The sequence below is a fragment of the Salinicoccus albus DSM 19776 genome, assembly GCF_000385175.1.
Taxonomy (GTDB): Bacteria; Bacillota; Bacilli; order Staphylococcales; family Salinicoccaceae; genus Salinicoccus; species Salinicoccus albus.
Map to the genome: position 1 here is coordinate 1 of NZ_ARQJ01000028.1, position 20,788 is coordinate 20,788.

Consider the following 20,788-nt stretch of genomic DNA (forward strand, 5'->3'; position numbering starts at 1 on the left):
ACTGACCGCATATTGCGGTGACAGATATATTTGGGTCGCTACGAAAACGTGTCTTAAAAGAGCTATATCAAAAGAAAAACTAGCCCAAGCCGGGCTAGTTAACTGTCTAGAATATTATAATACTATTAATAGTTAACAACGTGAATTGAACCGCCGTATACGGAACCGTACGTCCGGTGGTGTGAGAGGGTAAGGCTATCTTACCCTACTCGATTAGATCGGAGGCATAATATCATGTTAAAAAGAATCAATGAGGACATAGAGATGGTAATGGAAATGGATCCTGCTGCGAAGAATAAGGCAGAAACTTTTTTCACCTACTCAGGCCTGCACGCTGTGTGGTCTCATCTGGTGGCGCATAAACTTCATATGAAAAACTATAAAACTGCGGCAAGAGTCATTTCACAGCTCAGCCGTTTTATCACGGGTATAGAAATTCATCCGGGTGCTGAAGTCGGCCGGAGACTGTTCATAGACCACGGCATGGGTGTCGTCATAGGCGAGACGTGCCGCATCGGCGATAATGTTACACTCTATCAGGGTGTGACACTCGGCGGAACGGGTAAAGAAGAGAAGAAAAGACACCCTGATATCGATGATAATGTGCTTATATCTGCCGGGGCGAAAGTGCTGGGCAATATCCGCCTCCATGAAAATGCGAAAATTGGTGCCAATTCTGTTGTGCTCAATGATGTTCCACAGGACGCAACGGTGGTCGGCATCCCGGGTCACGTCGTCAAACAAGCCGGCGAAAAAGTGAAAGAAGCCCGCGACCTGAATCAGACAGACCTGCCTGACCCTATTCTGGATATGATTCATGGGTTAGAGGATGAGATCAAAGACTTTAGAAGCGAAGTCAGAAACGAGGTTAAAGATGGTTCGCATATTTAATTCTCTAACGAGAGAGAAGGAAGAATTTAAACCCATGGAGGCGGGCAGAGTGCGGATGTATGTCTGCGGCCCCACGGTGTATAACTATATACACATCGGCAACGCCCGTCCGGCGATCGCGTTTGATACAGTTAGACGATACTTGGAATATAAAGGCTATCAGGTCGACTATATATCTAATTTTACAGATGTCGATGATAAGCTCATCAGGGCGTCGAACGAACTGGGAGAGGAAGTGCCTGTCATTGCTGACCGGTTCATCGATGCTTTCTTTGAAGATACGGGGGCATTGAATGTGAAGAAGGCAACCCATCACCCCCGCGTGAAGGATCATATGGACGATATTATTGAATTCATCAAAGTACTGATAGATAAAGGGCATGCCTATGAGTCAGAAGGGGATGTCTATTTCAAAACACGATCATTTGATGATTATGGCAAGCTCTCCCATCAGTCCGTCAATGATCTGAAGGTAGGTGCAAGGATCGAAGCGGGGGAGAAGAAGGAAGATCCACTTGATTTCGTCCTCTGGAAACAGGCGAAGCCCGATGAAATCAAGTGGGCGTCCCCATGGGGCGACGGGCGTCCGGGCTGGCATATCGAGTGCAGCGTTATGGCCAGAGAGCACCTTGGCAATACGATAGATATCCATGCCGGAGGTCAGGATCTGACATTCCCGCATCATGAAAATGAAATTGCGCAGAGTGAGTGTATGACTGACGAAACGTTTGCCAACTACTGGCTGCATAACGGGTATATTAATATTGATAACGCAAAAATGTCCAAATCCCTGGGCAACTTCATCCTTGTTCATGATATCATCAAGGAGGTTAACCCGAACGTGCTGCGCTTCTTCATGATCAGTGTGCAATACCGTAATCCGATCAACTATAACCGTGAATTAGTCCAGGCAGCGGCAAACGGTTTGGAACGTATTCAGGACAGCTATATGAAAGCGAAAGAACGGCTTGATTTAGCTGTGGGCAGCGGCGCGGATGAGACATTACTTAAAATTGTGGATGACAACATCACAACGTTTGAGCAATATATGGATGATGATTTCAACACCGCCAATGCGATTACATCCTGGCATGAGCTGACGACCGAGCTCAATAAATATCTCCAGCGGAATGCCACGGAGAAAGAAGTGCTTGAACGTTTCATCAATGCCTTTGATATATACAGCCAGGTGCTTGGCGTAGACCTGGTGGAGGATGAGGTGCTGCTTGATGAAGAGGTTGAGGCTCTGATTGTGGAGCGCAACGAAGCGAGGGCGAGCAAAGACTTTGCCAGAGCGGATGAGATCAGGGACCAGCTGAAAGCCGAAGGCATCGTTTTGGAGGATACCAAAGAAGGCGTGCGTTTTAAACGTGGGTAATTATACCGCAGACAATATGCATCCGCTGACGCTCGCCTTTTTGGGAGATGCCAGCTATGCTGTATGTATCCGCAGGCATCTCATTGAAGCCGAGCCGTATTTGAAGCCGGATCAGCTGCATAGGAAAGCCAATAAACTCGTCAGCGCCAGAGCTCAGTCGGAAGCGCTGCTCTATCTGAAGCGTGAGGGGTTTTTGACTGACAGGGAATGGCACATAGCGAAGCGGGCCCGTAACAAATCCAGTGCCACACGGGCAAAAAATGCAACAATCAAGGAGTATCGCAATGCTTCCGGACTCGAAGCATTGATCGGTTATCTGGATCTCACGGAGGACCGCGGGAGAATGGGTGCGCTGATGGAGGAGATTACAAGAATGAGGAGGGATGACAGTGAGTGATGCTTTAATTGCCGGACGCAATGCCGTGAGAGAAGCATTAAGAGGAGATGCTGATATCAATAAGCTGTTGATTCAGGACTCTGTCAATAAAGGTCAGCTGAAAGCGCTGATCGACCTGGCGAAGAAACGTAAGATCGTTGTGCAGACTGTTCCGAAAAGCAAACTCGACGGCATGACGGAGGAGCGTCATCAGGGCATAATTGCCCAGGTGAGCGCCCATGAATACATGCTGCTTGAGACCCTTCTCGAACAGATTGAAGGAAAGCAGTCGAATCTAATCATACTCGACGGTCTTGAGGACCCGCACAATCTCGGTTCCATTTTAAGGACCTGTGATGCGACTGGCTTTGATGGTGTGATCATCCCCAACAGACGCTCGGTTCAGCTGACCGAGACCGTGGCGAAAACATCGACCGGTGCGATTGAACATGTGCCGGTCGTGCGTGTGACTAACATCAACCAGACCATTGATATATTGAAAGAGAAAGGGTTTTGGGTGGCTGGAAGTGACGATGCAGGCGATATGGACTACCGGCATCTTGCGGCCGATGTAAACATGGCAATTGTCCTCGGCAGCGAGGGTAAAGGAATCAGCAGAAAAACACTTGAAAAGTGCGATTTTATTGTGCAGATACCAATGGTGGGGAGCATAACCAGTTTAAATGCTTCTGTATCTGCCGCACTCCTGATGTATGAGGTTTTCAGACGGCAGAATCCTGTTGGAAGGCGGTAATTATGAAAAGAAAAAAACGCCGTATTCTGCTGGTTGACGGCTATAATTTGATTGGGGCGCATCAAGAGCTGAATCGGGAATCGCGTATATCACTTGAAGAACCCAGGACTAAATTGCTCGCGGCGCTCTCCGAATACCATGCGGTGTCAAAGTATGAAATCATCTGTGTATTTGACGCCTATGAAGTGAAATCCCAAGAGAGCATCATTGGTTTTTACGGCATCACGGTCGTATACACGAAAGAGAAGGAAACAGCTGATGAATTCATTGAACGCTTTGTCCATGACAACTATCATCCCCATCTTTGTGAAATCAGCGTTGTTACCAGCGACCTGACTGAACAGAATTCAATATTTGCGCTCGGTGCGTATCGAATCTCCTCGAGAGAGATGTGGCTTACATTGTCGAAAGCTGAAAAAAATATCAGCAGAAAAATTGAGGCGATAAATGAAAAAGTGCCCAGACAGAAATTGAATATCGGTGAGGATGTGCATGCAAAACTTGAAAAATGGCGGCGCAGGCGTTTTTGAAGCATTGAATATAAAATGATTCCCTCTTATCATTTATACAAAAGGCTTAGGAGGGAATGTTTTGTACCATATTGCGAGCTTTTGTTTTACAGTCAATGAGAGCGTGAACGTGAATGATGAGCTTGACCGCCTGGCACTTCAGGTTTACAACGGTAATCGGAAAGCGTTCGATAAAATCGATGAATATTTGCGACCGCAGATCACCAGGATGAGTCATAAGTATATGAACCTCTATCATGACCGTGAGGATATCGAACAGGATATGATGGAGATGGCCCTGATCCTGTGCTACAGATACGACTGGCGATTGGGCAGATACCGCAATTATGCACTGCGATCCATCCGTTTCGAAATGTTCAACCGCATCCGTGAGTTCAAAAAGGTGCGCAGCATTGAATATATCAGAAAAGACAAAGGGATCACATTTGACAGCGGTGACCATCCGGATTTAGGTACAGCCGATCCGCTGGATGCTGTTGTGAAGGAAGAACAGATGGAATACCTGATGAGCCGTGGTGTATGTTCCAGGATGGAACTTAAAATTTTAGGGCTGCTGGAACGTGGCTGGACAATCGATGCCATCAGCGATGAACTCGCAATCAGCCGTAAAAGTGTAACGAACAGTCTTTACCGCGTGATACGTAAAAAAGAGCTGTTGCGGGAACGTGAGGAAGCCGGGGAGTCATTTGACAACATGGGCTGAAATCGTTATAGTGTATGAGAATTGAAATGAGGATTTTATGATGAAAGTGGCATTGATATGCGATGCGTGCGGGTCCCGCAACTATACGACACAAACTGAGCATAAAGAAAGGCTCGTGCTTAAGAAATTCTGCAAGAAATGCAGCCGGCATATGACTCATAAGAGTTCCATCTGATTACAGGAGGAAACAGACGAATGGCTAATAATAAGAATTTCCTGCAAAATGTTGTCAGCGAAATGAAGAAGGTGAGCTGGCCGACGGGTCAGGAGACAGTTCGCTATACAACGATCGTCATGCTCACAGTGATATTCTTTCTGGCGTTTTTCTATGCGCTGGACCTGGGTATCTCCGCTATCATAGACTTAATGTAACTAAAGGAGAGATACTATGTCTGGAGAAAAGAACTGGTATGCAGTACATACCTATTCCGGATATGAAAACAAAGTGAAGAAGAATCTCGAAGCGCGTCTTGAATCAATGAACATGCAGGACCAGATCTTCAGGGTCGTAATACCCGAAGAGGAAGAAACGACTATTAAGGACGGCAAGCGGAAGACCGCAATGAAGAAAACTTTTCCCGGTTATGTGCTTGTGGAATTGGTGATGACCGATCAGTCCTGGTTCATAGTGAGAAACACACCTGGTGTTACAGGATTTGTCGGTTCTCAGGGTTCCGGCAGCAAACCGAACCCGCTGCTGCCGGAGGAAGTAAAATTCATCCTTAAATCTATGGGTATGGTTGAGCGTACGGTGGATTTCGAAGTTGAGGTCGGAGAAGCCGTCAGTATTATAGAAGGTCCGTTCAAAAACCAGACAGGAGAGGTTAAGTCCATTGATCAAGAGCATTACAAACTGACGATACTTGTTGAAATGTTCGGGCGTGAAACGCCGGTCGAAGTTGAATTCGACCAGATCGAGAAGTTGCAATAATACACTTGTTTTATATTTATAATAATGTTATATTATTATGGTCGAATTTATTCGGCCATCTTTTTATGGATGCGAGTGGGAGGACGAAAACTACAACGTCCTGTGACCACATCACGATAACGAGGAGGTGCACATCGTGGCTAAAAAAGTAAACAACGTTGTGAAATTGCAGATTCCTGCAGGCAAGGCGAATCCGGCACCACCGGTTGGTCCGGCGCTTGGTCAGGCAGGTATTAACATCATGGGATTCTGTAAAGAATTCAATGCACAGACACAGGAGCAGTCCGGTCTTATTATCCCGGTTGAAATTACTGTGTTTGAGGACCGTTCCTTCACTTTCATTACAAAAACTCCACCGGCAGCTGTTCTTCTTAAAGAAGCTGCAAATACTGACAAAGGTTCCGGCGAACCTAACAAGAACAAGGTGGCAGCTGTAACTGAAGCGCAGGTACGTGAAATTGCGGAAACGAAAATGGAAGACCTTAATGCTGCAGACGTGGAAGCGGCTATACGCATGGTCGAGGGTACAGCCAAAAGCATCGGCGTTACCGTTGAAAAATAATTGAACAGAATAATCGTATTAATACAACCGTGGGAGGATAACCCGCTATAACCACAAGGAGGAATAGTAATGGCTAAGAGAAGTAGAAAGTATCAGGCAGCTCTTGAGAAGTTTGACCAGAACGCTTCATATTCTGCTGAAGAAGCGATCAAACTTGCCAAAGAGACAAGCACTGCAAACTTTGACGCTTCCGTAGAAGCAGCATTCCGTCTGGGTATTGATACACGTAAAAATGACCAGCAGATCCGCGGTGCAATCGTATTGCCGCACGGGACTGGCAAGTCACAGCGTGTATTGGTATTCGCTAAGGGCGACAAAGCTGCAGAAGCTGAAGAAGCAGGTGCAGATTACGTCGGTGAGGAGTATATCGAGCAGATCAACAATGGCTGGTTCGACTTCGATGTAATCGTTGCGACCCCGGATATGATGGGCGAAGTAGGTAAACTTGGCCGCGTATTGGGGCCGAAAGGTCTTATGCCAAACCCTAAAACCGGCACGGTAACGATGGATGTTGCTCAGGCGGTTGAAGAAATCAAAGCCGGAAAAGTGGAGTACCGCGCAGAGAAATCCGGTGTTGTACATGCAGCAATCGGCAAAGTCTCATTTGATGAAGCGCAGCTTGTTGATAATTTCAATGCAGTCTACGATGCACTGCAAAAAGCACGTCCATCATCTGCGAAAGGTGTTTATTTCAAATCTGTAGCAGTGGCTTCAACAATGGGCCCTGGTGTCAAGGTTGATAATAGCGCCATGAAAGTGAACTGATAATTGAATTTGACAAACGTGGCTATATTATGTATAGTTACGTTTGTATTTAAATAATTACCTAAGATAGCAGGAGTGCGGGATTAAACGCACTTAAATCACCATCCTGCCGAGGCATTAAAAACGACTTGAATTTCTATGCTATACATTCAAGCACTTTTTGCCGTGGGTAAAAGGTGCTTTTTTATTGCACCGGATACACAAAAAATATGGAGGTGTAAATATGTCAAATGTGATGGAAGCTAAGGCGCAATTAGTGGATACGATCTCTGATCAGCTCAAAAATTCCGTTTCAACAATTATTGTTGACTATCACGGTCTGTCAGTTGCGGAGATGACTGAACTTCGCAAGCAGTTCCGTGAAGCAGGTCTTGAGTTCAAAGTGTACAAAAACACAATGACCCGCCGCGCAGCGGAAAAAGCTAATCTGTCTGAAATCAACGACTACCTCACGGGGCCAAATGCCATGGCATTTTCAAATGAGGATGTAATCGCTCCGGCGAAGATACTTTACAATTTCGCCAAAGAGCATAATGCGCTTGAAATCAAAGCGGGTGTACTCGATGGCCAATTGACTTCCGCTGAAGACGTTAATGCAATCGCTGCACTGCCATCCAGAGATGGTCTGCTTGCTATGCTGCTGTCCGTACTTCAAGCGCCAGTGCGCAATTTCGCTTATGCGGTTAAAGCAGTCGGAGAAGAGAGAGAGAACGAAGAAGCCTAAAATTAACTAAAATGGAGGAATTATAATGTCTAACGAAAAGATCATTGAAGAGATCAAAGAAATGTCCGTGTTAGAGCTTAACGATCTTGTAAAAGCTATTGAAGAAGAATTTGGCGTTACAGCGGCTGCGCCTGTAGCTGCTGCAGGCGGCGGTGAAGAAGAAGCTGCTGAAGAACAAACTGAATTTGATGTAGAACTTGCAGATCCAGGATCTTCCAAGATCAAAGTCATCAAAGTTGTGCGTGAAGCAACTGGTCTCGGCTTGAAAGAAGCGAAAGAACTGGTTGACGGAACTCCGAAAGTTGTCAAAGAAGGAGTTTCCAAAGAAGACGCTGATGATATGAAAGAAAAGCTTGAAGAAGTTGGCGCTAGCGTAGAACTTAAATAATTTTCGTGTAAATCAAGAGGCTCATGTTAAACAACACTGTTTATATGAGCCTTTTTAGTTTTGGTTCTGAAAAATTCATGGGAGTGTTTTGATGTCTCATTATTTTATGGGTGATGATACTGAACATGATTACCGGGAAATTGAATTTGGGATGGGCGGGCGCACCTATCGATTTAAAACCGACCGGGGGGTTTTTTCGCGGGATAAAGTTGATTTCGGTTCCAGTCTGTTGATTGAGACAGTGATTAAAGACAAGGCTGCGTTTCAGGCATCAGGCAATTTTATAGATATGGGCGCTGGTTACGGCCCGATCGGGATTACCCTGGGTGATATTCTTGATATGAAGCCTGTGATGGTGGAAGTGAATGAAGATGCCGTGGTGATCTGCCGTGAAAATGCAGAGAAGAACGATGTTGAAGCAGTGGTTATGGCTCGCATGGAATATGATTCATCGGAAACACCTGAAGCAGACCTTTATGTGACCAACCCGCCATTTCGGGCGGGGAAACCGGTGGTGCTGGATATTATCAAAGATGCCCATCACGTACTCCCGGCCGGCGGCGTATTTTATATGGTCGTTCAGAAAAAGCAGGGTATGCCCTCATACAAAAAAGCAGTCGCTTCCATCTTTGGAGATGCAGAATCTGTCGGTCATGCTAAGGGTTATCACGTATTAAAAGGAATTAAAAACTGTCAGGGTAAAAAATTGACTTGACAAATTTGTTATGATATAGTTATAGAATGTAAAAATATAATGTCAATAAGTATGCATTTTTGTAGCCTTATTGAATGGAGTGTATTAAATATTGTTAATAAAAGAAAATGGGGTTGGGTATCGATTCCGTTTTCTTTTTGTCTAATTAACTGTTTAACTGCTTCGGTGAATGTTTTACGTAATTTTTAATAGGGGTGAATCTCTCGATGAGTCAACTGATTCAATATGGAAAACACGCTAAACGCAGAAGTTATGCACGTATCGAAGAGAAATTGGATCTGCCTAACCTGATCGAAATTCAGACAAAGTCCTACGAATGGTTCCTTAAAACGGGGCTGATTGAAATGTTTAAAGACATTTCTCCTGTCGAGGACTTTACCGGCAACATGTCGCTTGATTTTGTTGATTATAAACTCGGCGAGCCGAAATACGATGAGGATGAAGCCAAGGACCATGATGCAACTTATTCTGCACCGCTGCGTGTTAAAGTGCGTCTGATCATCAAAGAGACTGGAGAAGTTAAAGAACAGGAAGTGTTTATGGGTGACTTCCCGCTGATGACAGACACTGGTACCTTTATCATCAATGGTGCTGAACGTGTAATTGTATCCCAGCTTGTCAGAAGCCCGTCTGTTTATTATTCGGAGAAACTTGACAAGAATGGCAAGACGAATTTTAGTGCTACGTTAATTCCAAACCGTGGCGCATGGCTCGAATACGAAATCGATGCAAAAGATATCATATATGTAAGAATTGACCGTACTCGGAAGCTGCCTATGACAGTGCTGCTACGGGCACTCGGATTTTCTACAGACCAGGAGATGATTGAACTTCTTGGTGACAATGAATATATCAGGAATACACTGGAAAAAGATACGACAGAAACAGTGGACCAGGCGCTCCTAGAAATCTACGAACGACTTCGCCCAGGCGAACCGCCGACAGTGGAAAACGCAAGGAACCTTCTTTATACAAGGTTCTTTGATCCGAAGCGTTATGATCTTGCCAATGTTGGCCGCTATAAGATGAACAAAAAACTTCACCTTAAAAACCGTCTCTTCAACCAGGTGCTGGCTGAACCGATTGTTGATAAGGAGACAGGAGAAATTGTCGCAGAGACAGGGACGACGGTTGACCGCCGTACGCTTGACGACATCATTGAAGTGCTTGAATCCAACGCAAATCTTGAAACTTACCACCTGGAAAATGGGCTGTTGGACGAGCCGGTGGAAGTACAGTCTATAGAAGTGGAAGCACCCAATATGGAAGAGGGTACGACAACTATTATTGGGAATGCTTTTCCGGATGTAGAAGTTAAATCCATCACCCCTTCAGATATCATTGCATCCATGAGTTACTTCTTCAACCTGCTCCATGGTGTCGGTCATACAGATGACATCGACCATTTGGGCAACCGTCGTCTGCGCTCCGTTGGCGAATTGCTGCAGAACCAATTCAGGATTGGTTTATCACGTATGGAACGCGTGGTCAGAGAACGCATGTCCATCCAGGACACAGATTCGATCACACCGCAGCAACTGATCAATATCAGGCCGGTCATTGCATCTATCAAGGAATTTTTCGGAAGTTCACAGCTGTCACAGTTCATGGACCAGACAAACCCGCTTGCGGAGCTGACACACAAACGCCGTCTGTCTGCGCTGGGACCGGGTGGTCTGACGCGCGAGCGGGCTGGCATGGAAGTCCGGGACGTACACTACTCCCACTATGGCCGCATGTGTCCGATCGAGACGCCGGAGGGACCGAACATCGGGCTGATCAACTCTCTTTCCAGTTATGCCCGTGTCAATGAGTTCGGGTTCATTGAAACGCCTTACCGCAGGGTGGATCCTGAGACGAATCAGGTGACTGAGCATACCGACTACCTGACTTCCGACGAAGAGGATAACTATGTTGTTGCACAGGCAAACGCAGCGCTGGATGAAGATGGTTCGTTTATCAATGAAGAGATTTTATGTCGTTTCCGCGGCAACAATACCAGTATGCCAAGAGAACGCATGGACTATATAGACGTTTCTCCGAAGCAGGTAGTGTCTGCAGCGACGGCATGTATCCCCTTCCTGGAAAACGATGACTCCAACCGTGCACTGATGGGAGCGAACATGCAGCGTCAGGCTGTACCTCTCATGATCCCGGAATCCCCGCATGTCGGAACCGGTATGGAACACGTGGCTGCGCGTGATTCAGGTGCTGCGATAGTATCCCGCTACAAAGGCCGTGTAGAGCATGTGGAAGCAAAAGAAGTTCATGTGAGACGTGTCGAGGAAGAAAGCGGTAAAGAAATCGAAACCGAAAAAGATATATATAAATTGTCCAAATTCCTACGCTCTAACTCAGGTACTTGCTACAACCAGAAACCAATTGTTTCTAAAGGCGATGTCGTTTCTAAAGGCGAGATACTTGCGGACGGTCCGTCAATGGATGATGGTGAAATGGCACTCGGCCGTAACGCAGTCGTTGGCTTTATGACCTGGGAGGGTTACAACTACGAGGATGCTGTAATCATGAGCGAACGCTTTGTTAAAGAGGACGTTTACACATCAATTCATATAGAGGAATATGAATCAGAGTCCCGGGACACAAAGCTTGGCCCGGAAGAGATCACACGCGATATTCCGAACGTCTCTGACAACGCGTTGAAGAAGCTGGACGAGCGCGGTATTGTTCATATCGGCGCAGAAGTGAAAGACGGGGATATCCTTGTCGGCAAAGTGACACCTAAAGGGGTGACTGAGCTGACTGCTGAAGAGCGTCTGCTTCATGCAATCTTCGGTGAAAAAGCAAGGGAAGTGCGTGACACCTCGTTGCGGATTCCGCACGGCGCCGGTGGCATCGTACTTGATGTGAAAGTGTTTAACCGCGCAGACGGTGATGAGCTGTCCCCGGGTGTCAACCAGCTGGTACGTGTATATATCGTACAGAAGAGAAAGATCAACGAAGGTGACAAAATGTGTGGCCGTCACGGGAACAAAGGTGTGATCTCAAGGATCCTTCCTGAAGAAGATATGCCTTATCTGCCGGATGGCACACCGATCGATATGATGCTTAACCCGCTTGGTGTACCTTCCCGGATGAACATCGGTCAGGTCCTTGAGCTTCATCTTGGTATGGCGTCGAGAGCAATGAACCTCAAAATGGCAACACCAGTGTTTGATGGTGCGAATGAAGAAGATGTCTGGGGGACTATAGAAGAAGCCGGGCTTGCACATGACGGTAAAACTGTTCTGTATGACGGACGCACAGGCGAACCGTTTGAAAACCGTATATCAGTCGGTGTAATGTATATGCTGAAACTATCACACATGGTCGACGACAAGCTTCATGCCAGAAGTACCGGCCCTTATTCACTCGTTACGCAACAGCCGCTCGGCGGTAAAGCCCAGTTTGGCGGACAGCGTTTCGGCGAGATGGAGGTATGGGCGCTTGAGGCTTATGGTGCTGCCTATACCCTTCAGGAAATTCTAACAGTCAAATCCGACGATACTGTCGGTCGTGTGAAAACATACGAATCGATAGTCAAAGGTGAGAATGTCCCTAAACCTGGTGTGCCAGAGTCATTCCGCGTATTAATGAAGGAACTTCAAAGCCTTGGTCTTGATGTCAATGTTCTCGATGAGAATAATGAAGAGATTGAGATGAGAGACACTGAAGATGAAGAAGCATCCAATCAGGTCAATTTAAATGAGAAATCTGACGCAAACACCGAAGACGTAACTGATTAATGACTGGGCTTGATAATACTTTAGGGAGGAAAGCTCATTGATAGATGTCAATAGATTCCAATATATGAAAATTGGTTTGGCCTCATCTGAAAAAATTCGTTCATGGTCATTCGGAGAGGTCAAGAAACCAGAAACAATTAACTACAGGACATTGAAGCCTGAAAGAGAAGGCTTGTTCTGTGAAAAGATTTTCGGTCCGACCAAGGACTGGGAATGCAGTTGCGGGAAGTATAAACGGGTCAGATACAAAGGTATGGTCTGCGACCGCTGCGGCGTAGAAGTAACGCGTGCTAAAGTAAGGCGTGAGAGAATGGGGCACATTGAACTGGCTGCCCCGGTTTCCCACATCTGGTATTTCAAAGGGATTCCCTCCCGCATGGGCCTTCTGTTAGATATGTCACCGCGTTCACTCGAGGAAGTTATCTATTTTGCTTCCTATGCAGTGATCAAACCGGGTTCAACAGGTCTTGAAACCAAACAGCTGCTGACTGAACGGGAATACCGTGAGTATTACGACAAGCACGGCAATACTTTCTCTGCAAAAATGGGTGCTGAAGCTATCAGGGATCTTCTGGAAGATGTGAATCTCGAAGAAGAGCTTGCGCATCTCAGGAAAGAATTGGAGACAGCGACGGGACAGCGTCTGACAAGAGCGATTAAACGTCTGGAAGTTGTTGAATCATTCCGTAGTTCAGGCAACGATCCATCATGGATGATTCTGGATGTACTGCCGATCATCCCGCCAGAAATCCGTCCGATGGTTCAACTTGACGGGGGACGTTTTGCCACATCTGATTTAAACGACCTTTACCGCCGGGTAATCAACCGTAACAACCGTCTGAAACGTCTGCTTGATCTTGGTGCGCCAGGCATCATTGTCCAGAACGAGAAACGTATGCTGCAGGAAGCGGTGGATGCATTGATTGATAACGGACGCCGCGGTCGTCCGGTGACAGGCCCGGGCAACCGTCCGCTTAAATCATTATCCCATATGCTTAAAGGTAAGCAGGGGCGTTTCCGTCAAAACCTTCTCGGCAAGCGTGTGGACTACTCCGGCCGTTCCGTCATCGTTGTCGGACCGACTCTGAAAATGTATCAGTGCGGTCTACCGAAGGAAATGGCGCTTGAGTTGTTCAAGCCTTTCGTAATGAAAGAACTGGTTGAACGGGAAATGGCAACGAATATCAAGAATGCCAAAGGCAAAATTGAACGGATGGATGATGAGGTCTGGGATATTCTTGAAGATGTGATTCAAGAACACCCGGTACTTCTTAACCGTGCACCAACACTTCACCGTCTGGGTATTCAGGCATTCGAAGTGAAACTTGTCGAAGGTCGTGCGATACGCCTTCACCCGCTCGTGACAACAGCGTACAATGCTGACTTTGATGGGGATCAGATGGCTGTCCACGTGCCGCTTTCCAAAGAAGCACAGGCTGAAGCACGGATGCTGATGCTTGCTGCCCAGAACATCCTGAACCCGAAAGATGGCAGGCCGGTTGTGACACCATCCCAGGATATGGTGCTCGGAAACTACTATCTGACACTTGAAAAAGACAATACCAACCGGGAAGGTCACATTTTCAAAGATCCAAATGAAGTCGTGATGGCCTACCAGAATGGTTATGTTCAGCTGCATACACGCATTGGTGTTCACACGAATGCATATGGCGGGGATAAGGTGACTAAGGAAAACGAAGGCAAGATTCTGATGACGACGACCGGAAAAGTTATCTTCAACGAAATCATGCCGCCGTCCTTCCCGTACATCAATGAACCCACAAAAGAAAATCTGGAATTCAAAACACCGGATAAATATTTTGTTGAAGCATCAGAATTAACTGAGAGAGGCCTGGCAGCTAAATTTGAAGAAACACCGCTTGTTGAACCATTCAACAAGAATTATCTTGGACAGATCATTTCCGAGGTGTTCAATAAGTTTCATATTACAGAGACTTCCGTAATGCTGGACCTTATGAAGGACCTTGGTTTCAAATATTCATCCAAAGCAGGTATCACAGTCGGTGTCTCCGATATCGTAGTGCTGCCGGACAAGCAGCAGATTGTTGATGATACTGAAGAAAAAGTCGAAAAGGTTCAAAAACAGTTCACCCGCGGTCTGATCACCGAAGAAGAGCGTTATGGTGCTGTCATAGACCTTTGGACTAAAGCAAAAGATACAATCCAGGAGCGGTTGATGGAATCACTGAACAGATTGAACCCGATCTTCATGATGAGTGATTCTGGCGCCCGTGGTAACGCATCTAACTTTACCCAGCTGGCGGGTATGCGCGGTTTGATGGCCAACCCATCCGGACAGATTATTGAACTGCCGATCAAGTCGAGTTTCCGTGAAGGTCTGACTGTGCTCGAATACTTCATCTCTACACATGGTGCACGTAAAGGACTTGCCGATACTGCACTGAAGACAGCTGACTCAGGTTACCTGACCCGCCGTCTTGTAGACGTGGCACAGGATGTTATCGTCCGTGAAGAGGATTGCGGTACGGATAAAGGCCTGCTTGTTTCTGCACTTATGGAAGGCACAGAAATGATCGAACCGCTGATTGACCGTCTTGAAGGACGTTATTCTAAAGAAACGGTACGGCATCCGGAAACTAAAGAGATCCTTGTAAATTCAAATGAATTGATAACGATGGATCTTGCGAAAAAAATTGTGGACAGCGGCATCGAGAAAATGTACATCCGTTCGGCATTCACTTGTAACTCGCGTCATGGTGTATGTGAGCGCTGCTACGGTAAAAACCTTGCAACAGGTGAAAAAGTCGAAGTCGGCGAAGCAGTCGGTACGATCGCTGCACAATCCATCGGTGAACCGGGCACGCAGCTCACAATGCGTACATTCCACACTGGCGGGGTAGCCGGAAGTGATATTACGCAAGGTCTGCCGCGTATTCAGGAACTGTTCGAAGCCCGTAATCCGAAAGGGCAGTCGATGGTCACGCAAATACGCGGTGAAGTCACAGACATTGAGATTGTCAAAGATCGTCAGCAGGAAATTAAAATTAAAGGTGAGCAGGAAACCAAAACTTATACAGCACCGGCCACTGCCAGACTCATTGTCGATATTGGTGATGAAGTTGTGCCGGGACAGCAGCTGACTGAAGGTTCCATTGAACCGAAAGAACTGCTCACAATTGCCGGTTTGAACCGCACACAGGAATATCTGCTAAAAGAGGTCCAGAAAGTTTACCGCATGCAGGGTGTTGAAATTGACGACAAGCACGTCGAAGTTATGGTAAGACAAATGCTGAGAAAAGTAAGGATCATCGACGCAGGAGACACTTCTCTTCTGCCTGGATCACTTGTCGACCTTCATGCATTTACGGATGCCAATAAGGCAATATTCCAGAAACGTAAACGTCCGGCCACAGCTAAACCTGTATTGCTGGGTATTACGAAAGCTTCACTTGAAACTGAAAGCTTCCTTTCTGCAGCAAGCTTCCAGGAAACAACAAGAGTGCTTACTGACGCTGCAATCAAAGGAAAACGCGATGAACTTCTCGGACTCAAGGAGAACGTTATCATCGGCAAGTTGATTCCTGCAGGCACAGGTATTGCAAAATATCGTGATGTAGAAGTCGAAACTGAACCAAAACCAGTCGAAACCGTGCCGGAAGAAACGCTCGTTGAAGACTGATTTAAATGGGAGTGTCCGGACCCGGTGATGCCGGGATCGGACCCCCATTTCATTTATAAAATTTGTTGACATCAAACAGGCATGATGATATTATTATTAAGGTTACTCTATGCGGGGCTTTTATGCCTTTATATATAGAGACAAAATGTCGAAATGTAAGAATTATTTCTTACACATTTTTTATACCCAAAAAATGAACCACCTGGATGTGTGGGATTAAGTTAAGAAAGGAGGATCACAATGCCAACTATTAACCAGCTCGTGAGAAAATCTCGTCAGTCTAAACATAAAGGTACTGACTCACCGGCATTGAACAGAGGGTTCAACAGTTTGAGGAACCGTGTGACTAACGAAAATGCACCGCAAAAACGTGGTGTGTGTACACGTGTAGGCACAATGACACCGAAAAAACCGAACTCTGCGCTGCGTAAATATGCCCGTGTGAGACTGTCAAATAATGCTGAAGTGAACGCGTATATTCCTGGAATTGGCCACAACCTTCAGGAGCATAGTGTTGTGCTTATCCGTGGAGGACGTGTCAAAGACCTTCCGGGTGTACGTTATCATGTTGTCCGCGGTGCCCTTGATACCTCAGGTGTTGACGGTCGCAGACAAGGCCGCTCACTTTACGGTACTAAGAAACCTAAGGAAGAAAAATAATTAAACTGTATCAAGATACAGATGAAGACAATCTGAAATGGAAGGGAGGCTGACTTAATGCCACGTAAAGGACCAGTTGCCAAAAGAGATGTACTGCCGGATCCGATTCATAACTCAAAACTTGTGACTAAACTGATCAACAAAATGATGATTGACGGTAAACGCGGTACTTCCCAGGGAATTTTATATGCAGCATTCAATCTTGTTGAGGAACGTTCCGGCAGAAATGCCATGGAAGTTTTTGATGAAGCAATCGAAAACATCATGCCTATACTTGAAGTCAAAGCCCGCCGTGTAGGTGGCTCCAACTATCAAGTGCCGGTAGAGGTACGTGCGGAACGCCGTACAACTCTCGGACTACGCTGGCTTGTGAACTACGCGCGTCTGCGCGGGGAAAAGACAATGGAAGAACGTCTTGCGAACGAGATTCTTGACGCTGCCAGCAACACAGGCGGTGCAGTGAAGAAGCGTGAGGAGACTCACAAAATGGCTGAAGCAAACAGAGCATTCGCTCACTACCGTTGGTAGAAGGCGGATATTATATACAGCCTTAAAATTTCAACCCATTCTTGGAAGGAGAAAAGAATACCAATGGCAAGAGAATTCTCTTTAGAAAGAACTCGTAACATCGGCATCATGGCTCACATCGATGCTGGTAAGACTACGACGACTGAACGTATTCTTTATTACACAGGCCGTATTCATAAACTTGGTGAAACTCATGAAGGTGCCTCCCAAATGGACTGGATGGAGCAGGAACAGGAACGTGGTATCACAATCACATCTGCTGCAACAACCGCTCAATGGGATGACCACCGTGTAAACATTATTGATACGCCGGGGCACGTAGACTTCACAGTTGAGGTTGAACGTTCACTGCGTGTACTTGATGGTGCAGTCACTGTACTCGATGCACAGTCCGGTGTTGAACCTCAGACTGAAACGGTTTGGAGGCAGGCAACGACTTACGGTGTCCCTCGTATTGTATTTGTCAACAAGATGGATAAGGTCGGCGCTGATTTCGACTATGCGGTGAGCACACTCAACGATCGTCTTCAGGCCAACGCCCATCCAATCCAGTACCCGATTGGTGCTGAAGATAATTTCAAAGCGATTATTGATCTCATAGAAATGAAAGCATTTTACTATAATAATGACATTGGAACTGAGATTGAAGAAATTGAAATTCCTGATGATTACAAAGCGAAAGCTGATGAACTCAGGGAAGGCCTTATTGAGGGGCTTGCAGATGTAAACGAAGAGATCATGGAAAAATACCTCGGCGGAGAAGAAATCAACACTGATGAACTGAGGGCGGCAATCCGTCAGGCGACTTGTGATGTTGAATTCTATCCTGTAATGTGCGGTACAGCATTCAAGAATAAGGGCGTTCAGCTTCTGCTTAACGCAGTCATTGATTATTTGCCCTCCCCGCTGGATGTCAAACCGATTGTAGGTCACAAAAAGAATGATGAGGATGCGAAAATCATTGCCAGACCTGATGATTCCGAGCCGTTTTCAGCGCTTGCATTCAAAGTCATGAGCGATCCGTTCGTCGGTAAGCTTACATTTTTCCGTGTGTACTCCGGGACGCTGGAGTCCGGTTCATATGTCAGGAACTCAGCAAAAGACAAACGTGAACGTGTCGGACGTATCCTGCAGATGCATGCCAACTCCCGTCAGGAACTTTCAGCTGTTCATGCCGGAGATATTGCAGCTGCAGTCGGCCTGAAGGATACAGGCACAGGGGATACACTCTGTGATGAGAAAGGTGAGCATGTAATCCTGGAATCAATGGAATTCCCGGAACCGGTGATTCACTTATCTGTTGAACCTAAATCCAAAGCCGACCAGGACAAGATGACATCATCACTTGTCAAACTTCAGGAGGAAGACCCGACTTTCACAGCACGAACTGATAATGAAACCGGTCAGGTCATTATCGGGGGCATGGGTGAGCTTCACCTTGACGTTCTCGTTGACCGGATGAAGCGTGAATTTAAAGTCGATTGTAATGTGGGAGCGCCCATGGTCTCCTACCGTGAAACATTTAAAACAAGCGCATCTGTTCAAGGTAAATTCGCACGTCAGTCCGGCGGTCGCGGCCAGTTTGGAGACGTACACATTGAATTCACACCAAATGAACAGGGCGGCGGATTCGAATTTAAAGATAATATCGTCGGAGGTGCTGTACCGCGTGAATTCATCCCTTCAGTTGAAGAGGGGTTGAAAAATTCACTTGAAGGCGGTGTGCTTGCAGGCTATCCATTGGTTGATGTTAAAGCAAGGCTTTTCGATGGCTCATACCACGAAGTCGATTCCTCTGAGATGGCGTTTAAAGTTGCAGCATCCATGGCGCTCAAAGAAGCTGCAAAAGTCTGTGATCCAGTGATTTTGGAACCGATGATGAAAGTTGAAATCGTCATGCCTGAGGAATATCTCGGCGATATTATGGGTGACGTGACAAGTCGTCGCGGACGTGTTGAGGGTATGGGTGAACGCGGTGGTGCACAGGTGGTTGATGCCTTCGTTCCACTGTCGGAAATGTTTGGTTATGCAACCAATCTCCGCTCCAATACACAGGGACGCGGCACTTACACTATGGCCTTCGACCATTATGAAGAAGTTCCTAAATCAATCTCGGAAGAAATCATCAAGAAAAACACAGGTAGATAATCTGTTGCTTGATTTTTAAAACTAAATCAGATATAAGTGATTTAGAAACACCTCGAGCGGGGAACTCCCGCTCTCGAGTTTCAATATAACAAAACAACTTAATTTTAAGGAGAGGTATAACAAAATGGCAAAAGAAAAATTCGACCGTTCCAAAGAACATGCCAATATTGGTACAATTGGTCACGTTGACCACGGTAAAACAACTTTAACAGCTGCTATCGCAACAGTACTTGCTAAACATGGCGACACTACAGCGCAAAGCTATGACATGATTGATAACGCTCCGGAAGAAAAAGAGCGTGGAATCACAATCAACACTGCTCACGTCGAGTACGAAACTAACAAGCGCCACTATGCGCACATCGATGCTCCAGGGCACGCTGACTATGTTAAAAACATGATCACAGGTGCTGCTCAAATGGACGGAGCGATTCTTGTAGTATCTGCTGCAGATGGCCCGATGCCACAAACTCGTGAGCACATCCTGCTTTCTAAAAACGTCGGTGTACCTTCACTTGTTGTATTCTTGAACAAAGTTGACCAGGTAGACGATGAAGAACTTCTTGAGCTTGTAGAGATGGAAGTGCGTGAACTTCTTTCTGAATACGACTTCCCTGGGGATGACATTCCTGTAATTTCCGGTTCAGCTCTTAAAGCGCTTGAAGGCGATGAAGAGCATGAAAATAAAGTGCTCGAACTTATGCAATCCGTGGATGATTATATTCCAACGCCAGAGCGCGACTCTGATAAACCATTTATGATGCCGATAGAGGACGTATTCTCAATCACTGGCCGTGGTACAGTCGCAACTGGCCGTGTTGACCGCGGACAAATCAAAGTCGGTGACGATGTTGAAATCATCGGTCTTGCAGAGAAATCTGCCAAAACAACGGTTACTGGTGTTGAAATGTTCCGTAAGCTTCTTGACTATGCAGAAGCTGGCGACAACATTGGAGCACTCCTGCGCGGGGTAGCCCGTGATGACATCAACCGGGGCCAAGTACTTGCTAAACCTGGTTCTATCACACCTCATACAGACTTCAAAGCTGAGGTTTATGTACTTTCAAAAGAAGAAGGCGGACGTCATACACCATTCTTCAACAACTACCGTCCTCAATTCTACTTCCGTACTACGGATGTAACTGGTGTCATTTCACTTCCGGAAGGAACTGAAATGGTTATGCCTGGCGATAACATTGAAATGTCAGTTGAACTCATTTCTCCGATCGCTATCGAAGACGGTACACGTTTCTCCATCCGTGAAGGTGGACGTACTGTTGGATCAGGCGTTGTAACAAGCATCGAAAAATAACAGTGACGAACAGTAAAAA

Annotated in this window: 20 protein-coding genes and 1 other annotated feature; all 20 genes read left to right on the top strand. The window is 46.3% G+C overall.

Annotated features, from left to right (window positions below; genetic code table 11):
* The first annotated feature begins 234 nt into the window (after positions 1-234).
* The 20 genes from cysE (at position 235) to tuf (ending at position 20,769) form a co-directional block, all read left to right on the top strand.
* A complete protein-coding gene (gene cysE / locus G343_RS0107700; RefSeq protein ID WP_020007552.1) occupies positions 235-891 on the top strand; it encodes a serine O-acetyltransferase in 657 nt (218 codons plus the stop codon).
* Positions 875-2,269, top strand: coding sequence for a cysteine--tRNA ligase (gene cysS / locus G343_RS0107705; RefSeq protein ID WP_026366315.1), 1,395 nt, complete (start codon positions 875-877; stop codon positions 2,267-2,269). The genes cysE and cysS overlap by 17 nt, the downstream gene beginning before the upstream one ends.
* Positions 2,262-2,666 (top strand): Mini-ribonuclease 3, encoded by a 405-nt coding sequence (locus tag G343_RS0107710; RefSeq protein WP_020007554.1) that lies wholly within the window; start codon positions 2,262-2,264, stop codon positions 2,664-2,666. The genes cysS and G343_RS0107710 overlap by 8 nt, the downstream gene beginning before the upstream one ends.
* Positions 2,659-3,399: a 23S rRNA (guanosine(2251)-2'-O)-methyltransferase RlmB gene (gene rlmB, locus G343_RS0107715; protein ID WP_020007555.1), complete on the top strand. Its 741-nt coding sequence runs from the start codon at positions 2,659-2,661 to the stop codon at positions 3,397-3,399. Before G343_RS0107710 ends, rlmB begins: the two co-directional genes overlap by 8 nt.
* A gap of 2 nt (positions 3,400-3,401) precedes the next feature.
* Positions 3,402-3,929 carry an NYN domain-containing protein gene (locus tag G343_RS0107720; protein WP_020007556.1) on the top strand — a complete coding sequence of 176 codons (528 nt, stop codon included), beginning with the start codon at positions 3,402-3,404 and terminating at the stop codon, positions 3,927-3,929.
* Positions 3,930-3,990: 61 nt separating this feature from the next.
* Positions 3,991-4,632 carry a sigma factor gene (locus G343_RS0107725; protein ID WP_020007557.1) on the top strand — a complete coding sequence of 214 codons (642 nt, stop codon included), beginning with the start codon at positions 3,991-3,993 and terminating at the stop codon, positions 4,630-4,632.
* A 40-nt stretch (positions 4,633-4,672) separates the two neighbouring features.
* Positions 4,673-4,807, top strand: a complete 135-nt coding sequence (gene rpmG, locus G343_RS15180; protein ID WP_425413865.1) for a 50S ribosomal protein L33 — start codon at positions 4,673-4,675, stop codon at positions 4,805-4,807.
* A gap of 20 nt (positions 4,808-4,827) precedes the next feature.
* Positions 4,828-5,004 carry a preprotein translocase subunit SecE gene (gene secE / locus G343_RS0107730; RefSeq protein ID WP_020007558.1) on the top strand — a complete coding sequence of 59 codons (177 nt, stop codon included), beginning with the start codon at positions 4,828-4,830 and terminating at the stop codon, positions 5,002-5,004.
* A 16-nt stretch (positions 5,005-5,020) separates the two neighbouring features.
* On the top strand, positions 5,021-5,563 hold the full coding sequence (nusG, locus tag G343_RS0107735) for a transcription termination/antitermination protein NusG (protein ID WP_020007559.1): 543 nt from the start codon (positions 5,021-5,023) through the stop codon (positions 5,561-5,563).
* Between the two features lie 136 nt (positions 5,564-5,699).
* Positions 5,700-6,125, top strand: coding sequence for a 50S ribosomal protein L11 (rplK, locus tag G343_RS0107740; RefSeq protein WP_020007560.1), 426 nt, complete (start codon positions 5,700-5,702; stop codon positions 6,123-6,125).
* A gap of 69 nt (positions 6,126-6,194) precedes the next feature.
* The gene (gene rplA / locus G343_RS0107745; protein ID WP_020007561.1) at positions 6,195-6,890 is read left to right on the top strand and encodes a 50S ribosomal protein L1; all 696 of its coding nucleotides are present in this window, start codon (positions 6,195-6,197) and stop codon (positions 6,888-6,890) included.
* 42 nt (positions 6,891-6,932) lie between these two features.
* Positions 6,933-7,085 (top strand) — a sequence feature (ribosomal protein L10 leader region).
* A 28-nt stretch (positions 7,086-7,113) separates the two neighbouring features.
* Positions 7,114-7,614, top strand: a complete 501-nt coding sequence (rplJ, locus tag G343_RS0107750; protein ID WP_020007562.1) for a 50S ribosomal protein L10 — start codon at positions 7,114-7,116, stop codon at positions 7,612-7,614.
* A 25-nt stretch (positions 7,615-7,639) separates the two neighbouring features.
* On the top strand, positions 7,640-8,002 hold the full coding sequence (gene rplL, locus G343_RS0107755) for a 50S ribosomal protein L7/L12 (protein WP_020007563.1): 363 nt from the start codon (positions 7,640-7,642) through the stop codon (positions 8,000-8,002).
* Between the two features lie 91 nt (positions 8,003-8,093).
* Positions 8,094-8,717 carry a class I SAM-dependent methyltransferase gene (locus tag G343_RS0107760; RefSeq protein WP_020007564.1) on the top strand — a complete coding sequence of 208 codons (624 nt, stop codon included), beginning with the start codon at positions 8,094-8,096 and terminating at the stop codon, positions 8,715-8,717.
* 206 nt (positions 8,718-8,923) lie between these two features.
* A complete protein-coding gene (gene rpoB / locus G343_RS0107765) occupies positions 8,924-12,460 on the top strand; it encodes a DNA-directed RNA polymerase subunit beta (protein WP_020007565.1) in 3,537 nt (1,178 codons plus the stop codon).
* 37 nt (positions 12,461-12,497) lie between these two features.
* Complete coding sequence (rpoC, locus tag G343_RS0107770; RefSeq protein ID WP_020007566.1) at positions 12,498-16,121, top strand: DNA-directed RNA polymerase subunit beta'; 3,624 nt, start codon at positions 12,498-12,500, stop codon at positions 16,119-16,121.
* A gap of 240 nt (positions 16,122-16,361) precedes the next feature.
* Entirely contained in the window at positions 16,362-16,781 is a 420-nt protein-coding gene (gene rpsL / locus G343_RS0107775) for a 30S ribosomal protein S12 (protein ID WP_020007567.1), read from the top strand.
* Positions 16,782-16,838: 57 nt separating this feature from the next.
* Entirely contained in the window at positions 16,839-17,309 is a 471-nt protein-coding gene (gene rpsG / locus G343_RS0107780) for a 30S ribosomal protein S7 (protein WP_020007568.1), read from the top strand.
* Positions 17,310-17,372: 63 nt separating this feature from the next.
* Complete coding sequence (fusA, locus tag G343_RS0107785; RefSeq protein ID WP_020007569.1) at positions 17,373-19,457, top strand: elongation factor G; 2,085 nt, start codon at positions 17,373-17,375, stop codon at positions 19,455-19,457.
* Positions 19,458-19,581: 124 nt separating this feature from the next.
* Complete coding sequence (gene tuf / locus G343_RS0107790; RefSeq protein WP_020007570.1) at positions 19,582-20,769, top strand: elongation factor Tu; 1,188 nt, start codon at positions 19,582-19,584, stop codon at positions 20,767-20,769.
* The last annotated feature ends 19 nt before the right edge of the window (positions 20,770-20,788 follow it).